At 61.3% G+C, this 5253-nt stretch carries 9 protein-coding genes; 6 read left to right on the plus strand and 3 right to left on the minus strand.

What is annotated here, in order from left to right; all coding sequences use genetic code 11:
• The 3 genes from ACIQ47_RS14450 to cobA all read left to right on the plus strand — a co-directional run.
• The coding region (locus ACIQ47_RS14450) for a substrate-binding domain-containing protein (protein ID WP_396438772.1) at positions 1 to 302 on the plus strand (302 nt) is incomplete at its 5' end.
• 250 nt (positions 303 to 552) lie between these two features.
• Positions 553 to 1452 (plus strand): DNA-binding protein YbiB, encoded by a 900-nt coding sequence (gene ybiB, locus ACIQ47_RS14455; RefSeq protein ID WP_396438773.1) that lies wholly within the window; start codon positions 553 to 555, stop codon positions 1450 to 1452.
• Positions 1449 to 2228, plus strand: coding sequence for a uroporphyrinogen-III C-methyltransferase (gene cobA / locus ACIQ47_RS14460; protein WP_396438774.1), 780 nt, complete (start codon positions 1449 to 1451; stop codon positions 2226 to 2228). The genes ybiB and cobA overlap by 4 nt, the downstream gene beginning before the upstream one ends.
• Before the next feature lie 2 nt (positions 2229 to 2230).
• Here the strand turns inward: cobA and ACIQ47_RS14465 are convergent, their stop codons facing one another.
• Together ACIQ47_RS14465 and ACIQ47_RS14470 are read right to left on the minus strand one after the other, a co-directional pair.
• Positions 2231 to 2560 (minus strand): CcdB family protein, encoded by a 330-nt coding sequence (locus tag ACIQ47_RS14465; protein ID WP_396438775.1) that lies wholly within the window; start codon positions 2558 to 2560, stop codon positions 2231 to 2233.
• Between the two features lie 10 nt (positions 2561 to 2570).
• Positions 2571 to 2816, minus strand: coding sequence for a type II toxin-antitoxin system CcdA family antitoxin (locus ACIQ47_RS14470; protein ID WP_396438776.1), 246 nt, complete (start codon positions 2814 to 2816; stop codon positions 2571 to 2573).
• Between the two features lie 79 nt (positions 2817 to 2895).
• Here ACIQ47_RS14470 and ACIQ47_RS14475 point away from each other — a divergent pair, with 79 nt between their 5' ends.
• From ACIQ47_RS14475 to ACIQ47_RS14485, 3 genes are all read left to right on the plus strand, one after another.
• Entirely contained in the window at positions 2896 to 4116 is a 1221-nt protein-coding gene (locus ACIQ47_RS14475) for an NAD(P)/FAD-dependent oxidoreductase (protein WP_396438777.1), read from the plus strand.
• Positions 4117 to 4289: 173 nt separating this feature from the next.
• Entirely contained in the window at positions 4290 to 4502 is a 213-nt protein-coding gene (rpsU, locus tag ACIQ47_RS14480) for a 30S ribosomal protein S21 (RefSeq protein ID WP_019428257.1), read from the plus strand.
• A gap of 116 nt (positions 4503 to 4618) precedes the next feature.
• Entirely contained in the window at positions 4619 to 5065 is a 447-nt protein-coding gene (locus ACIQ47_RS14485) for a GatB/YqeY domain-containing protein (protein ID WP_396438778.1), read from the plus strand.
• Between the two features lie 42 nt (positions 5066 to 5107).
• Here the strand turns inward: ACIQ47_RS14485 and ACIQ47_RS14490 are convergent, their stop codons facing one another.
• Positions 5108 to 5245, minus strand: a complete 138-nt coding sequence (locus tag ACIQ47_RS14490; RefSeq protein ID WP_396438779.1) for an EamA family transporter — start codon at positions 5243 to 5245, stop codon at positions 5108 to 5110.
• Positions 5246 to 5253 lie beyond the last annotated feature (8 nt).

Raw genomic sequence — 5253 nt, forward strand, 5'->3', positions numbered from 1 at the left:
CCTGGGGCATCGCCGAACAAATCAAGGACCGCCTCGTGCAGGCCAAACCCGGCGTGCCGGTGGGCTCGCTGGTGGCGTTGGGCGAAGTGGCGCTGGGCTTTCAACAGCTGAGCGAAATGCTGGGCGTGCAAAGCATCACCATCGTGGGCGGATTGCCCCCGGCAGTGGAGATCATCACCACTTTCTCCGGCTCGGTGGTGACCACCAGCAGCCAAGCGGATGCCGTGCGCACCATGCTGGCATTCTGGGCAACGGCCGTTTGTAACGAGACCAAGGTGCGCCACGGCATGCAGGCGGCTTGAGCGCAGTTTATTGATCCGGCCCTGTGAATTCTTGGACAACAGTCAAGGGATGGGTTTTTGTTGGAGCCCACCCCTGTGGGCGATGGCTTGCCTTGGCGGCGTGGATGCAATCGCCCACGGGGTGGGCTCCCACAAAGACAACATATCAGCATGGTCGACAAAAACATGGGCCATTCAAACATCTAAGGGCCGGATCAATAGACATACCCATATAACAAGCAGTTAGATCGACTCCCCCACAATGCGTGGCATGGGAATCGGCCACTACATCAAGGACATCGGACGCGGCAAAGACGGAGCGCGTGCGCTCGGCCGCGCGCAATCGGCTGACCTGATGGGCATGATCTTGGACCAGCAGGTCAGCGATCTGGAGCTGGGCGCGTTTTGCATCGCCATGCGCATCAAGGGCGAAACGCCCGAAGAGATGGCCGGTTTTCTGGATGCGACGCACCAACGCCTGAACAAAGTTCGCATCGGCTCAGCGCCCGCTGTGGTGCTGCCCAGCTACAACGGCGCTCGCAAGCTGCCAGTGCTCACGCCCTTGCTGGCCCTGCTGCTGGCGCGCGAAGGCGTGGCGGTGGTCATGCACGGCACGGCCACCGAAGACAAGCGGGTGAGCAGCCAAGCGGTACTGGCCGAGTTGGGCATGGCTGCTTCTGGCCCCTCGCCGCAAGTGAATGCCGGCGAAGTGGTGTTTGTGCCCACGGGCGTTTTAAACGCGGGGCTGGAGCGCCTGCTTTCTGTGCGCCGTGTGGTGGGCCTGCGCAACCCCGGGCACAGCTTGGTCAAGCTCATGAACCCTTGCGATGGTCCAGCCCTGGTGGTGAGCAGCTACACCCACCCCGAATATTTGCTGTCCATGTCGGCCACCTTTGCCCTGACCAGCCAGCATGCCCTGCTGCTGCGCGGCACCGAAGGCGAGAGCGTGGCCGATGCGCGGCGCACGCCTGCAATGGATGTATTCAAAGACGGGCACACGCGGCGCGTGCAGACCCCACAAGAAGGCGCCCTGTTGCAAGTGCCCGACCTGCCCAGTCCAGACGCTGCGGCCACGGCGGCTTACATCCAGCGCGTTTTACGCGGCGAATTGCCCGTGCCGCAGGCGTTAGCGCTGCAAGTCCAACACATCCTGCAAGAGGTCAAGCCATGAACACTCCCACCTCAGGCCGCTGCACCTTGGTCGGCGCAGGCCCGGGTGACCCTGAACTGCTGACCCTCAAAGCCGTCAAAGCGATTGCCAGTGCCAGCTTGTTGTTGGTCGACGACCTGGTCAACGACGACGTGCTCGAACACGCCTCGCCCAACGCCCGCATCGTGCATGTGGGCAAGCGCGGTGGCTGCAAGAGCACGCCGCAGGCCTTCATCGACAAACTGATGATCACCGCCGTGCAAGAAGGCGAGCAGGTGGTGCGCCTCAAAGGCGGCGACCCATTCATCTTTGGCCGGGGCGGTGAAGAAGTCGAGCATCTGCGCGCAGCAGGCATCGACGTCGAGGTGGTCAACGGCATCACCTCAGGCTTGGCGGGCATGAGCAGCTTGGGTGCGCCGCTCACCCACCGAGAGCATGCGCACGGCGTGGTATTTGTAACGGGCCATGCCAAACCCGGCGACGGTGGGACCGATTGGCCTCAGCTGGCGGCCACCGCCCGGCAGGCCAAATTGACGCTGGTCATCTACATGGGTGTGAGCAGCCTGGAGCACATCAGGGGTGGTTTGTTGCAAGGCCTGCCCGCACACACGCCTGTGGCCATCGTGCAGCACGCCAGCTTGCCCCAGCAGCGTGAAGCCCTGACGACACTCGGCGATGTGGTGGGCACCATAGCGCGCGAAGGCCTGCAAAGCCCGAGCATCATCGTGGTGGGCGATGTGGTGCAAGGCGCGCGGACTTGGGGTGCGCAAGCACAAACCGCTCAAAAAGCCGCCTAAGCTCAGCCCCAGCTGCGCGTGAGCAGCTCATCGAGGGCATCGGCGATCACCTGCCCCTGATCTGCCAAATTGCCCACGCACGGGCCCAACTGATCGCAGGCCACCGACACCATGTCCAGCGGGTGCAACACCAAGGTCTGCCCCTTGATTTTGAACACCGGGTTCATGCGCGTTCCTGCCACTTTGGCCCCAGCTGGCAAGGCCGAGCGCAGCACCAGCGGGACCACAACCCGGCGACGGTAGCCGTCAAACAGCGAAGACTGCACCATCACCACCATGGGCACGGTGGCACGCATGGGTCCAGGGTTCAGAAGAACGTCGTATTGCGCCATCGGTCACGGTTCAGAGTGTGGAGTGCCCATCGGCGTAAGAGCCCGCCGCATCGTGCAGCGCGTTCCAGTCGGTCACGGCCCGCTGGGCTTGCGCCCTGTGCTGCTGGCGAGACTGCCGCTCAGACACCACATACGCCTGCAGCATTTCTTCCACCTTAGCGGAGAGGTTGCCGCAATAAGCGCGGGACTCCTGCACCAGCGCTTCGCTGAGCGAGAGGTTGACTGGTTTTTTAGCGGTGGATTCAAAAGTTGACATGGCGTACGCCCTCATTGCAGAAGATTCTATGCGCATTGCATGCGCATGAGCAACACTTTACCAAGCTACACTCTTTCGCATGAACCAATGGGATGCAGTGATCGTGGGTGCTGGGGCTGCCGGCTTGTTTTGCGCAGGCGTGGCAGGCCAGCGTGGCTTGAGGGTGCTGGTGCTGGACCACAGCGACAAGATCGCCGAAAAGATCCGCATCTCGGGCGGCGGGCGTTGCAATTTCACCAACCGCTTGCTCGACGCATCCGCCCCACAAAAGCACTTCACTGGCCAAAACCCGCAATTTTGCCGCTCGGCCCTGTCGCGCTACACCCCACAAGACTTTATTGATTTGGTGCAAAAGCACGGCATCGCTTTCCATGAAAAGCACAAGGGCCAGCTGTTTTGCGACCACTCGGCCGAAGACATCATCCGCATGCTGCTGGCCGAATGCGCAGCGGGTGGCGTGACCCTGAAAATGGGTTGCAGCGTGCAAGCTGTTCGTCACTTGGCCGATGGCGGCTACGAATTGGACACCACACTAGGCCCAGTCCAAACAAAGTCTTTGGTGGTGGCCACAGGTGGCTTGTCCATCCCCAAAATCGGGGCCACGGGCTGGGGCTACGATGTGGCCACCCAGTTTGGCCTGCGTCTGGTCGAGCGCCGCCCCGGTTTGGTGCCTTTGACCTTTGACGGGGCGGCCTGGGCACCCTATGCCCAGCTGGCGGGTCTGGCCTTGCCCGTGGGCATCAGCACTGGTGAAAAAAAAACCCGCATGCACTTCGACGAAGACCTGCTGTTCACCCACCGGGGTTTGTCAGGCCCAGGGGTGCTGCAAATTTCGAGCTATTGGCTGCCAGGCATGCCCATTCGACTGAATCTGGCCCCCGAGGTCAACCTGCCAGTCCGCCTGCAAGACGCCAAGTCACGGTCCAAGAAACTGTTGGGCAACGAATTGGCCACCCTGGTGCCCAGTCGCCTGGCCGAGGCCTGGGTCAGCCAGGTCCCGGCCTTGCAACGCACATCCGCCGAGGTGCCAGACAAAGCCCTGAACCAGTTGGCCGAGGCGCTGTCGAACTGGACGCTCACGCCCACCGGCAGCGAAGGCTACAAAAAAGCCGAAGTCACCCTGGGCGGCGTGGACACGCGAGACCTGTCTTCGCAAACCATGGAATCCAAGCAATCGGGCCTGTACTTCATTGGCGAAGTGGTGGATGTGACGGGCTGGCTGGGCGGTTACAACTTCCAATGGGCCTGGGCCAGCGGCCATGCGTGCGCTACAGCACTGGCCAACCAACGAGGCCCTTAACCTCGCACCAGCGGGGGCTGAACAACTGAATTTCATGGCTATAATCTCAGGCTTTACTGGCAACCCCCCGTCTGCCAAATACCAGTTCATGATGGGGATCCGCCGAAACTGGGTTTCAAGGGCCCGATCTCCCTTGCTACCGCAGTCGGCACATTTTTGGAAACTTTGATTCAATGACCACCATCCGCGTGAAAGAAAACGAGCCGTTTGACGTTGCCCTGCGTCGCTTCAAGCGCACCATCGAAAAACTCGGCCTGCTGACCGACCTGCGTGCCCGCGAGTTCTACGAAAAGCCCACCACTGAGCGCAAGCGCAAAAAGTCGGCTGCCGTCAAGCGTCATTACAAGCGCGTGCGCAGCATGCAGCTGCCCAAGAAGATGTATTGATCTTCTGATTTGTACGACCGTCAAGGTCTGCAAACAAGCCCGCTGGAGGACGCTCAGGCGGGCTTTGTTGTTTCTTGATTTCCTTTTTTGTTGAAACCCCGTTGCAGGAGCCTCTCATGAGCCTGAAAGAACAAATCACCGAAGACATGAAAACCGCCATGCGCGCCAAAGACGCTGAGCGCCTGGGCACCATCCGCTTGCTGCTGTCGGCCTTGAAGCAAAAAGAAGTGGACGAGCGGATCGAACTGGACGATGTCGCCGTGGTGGCCATCGTGGACAAACTCATCAAGCAGCGCAAAGACTCGATCGCCGCGTTTGAGCAAGCCGCCCGTCAAGACCTGGCCGACAAGGAAAAGGCCGAAATGGCTGTCTTGGTAGGCTACCTGCCAGCCCGCTTGTCGGCCGAAGAAGTCACTGCGGCCGTGCAGGCCATCGTGGCCGAGCTCGGTGCCAAGGGGCCGGGCGACATGGGCAAAGTGATGGGTGCGGTCAAAGCCCAATTGGCTGGCAAGGCCGACATGGGTCAGGTGTCTGCTGCTGTGAAGGCGGCTCTGGCGGGCTGATCGCGGTCGCAGACCGCTCCTACAAAGCTTGGAGTCAGGGCTTCAGGCTTGCAAGATCAAAGCCGCCCCGGCCACCGCCATCACCGCCCCAGCCCAAGCCCCCCAAGCGGGGTGGCGGCGGTAAATCACCCACAGCAGCGGCAGCAATAAGATCGGGGTGAGCGACGAGAAAATTCCCACCAAATTGG

Source organism: Limnohabitans sp. (genome assembly GCF_044373035.1).
GTDB lineage: Bacteria > Pseudomonadota > Gammaproteobacteria > Burkholderiales > Burkholderiaceae_C > Limnohabitans_A.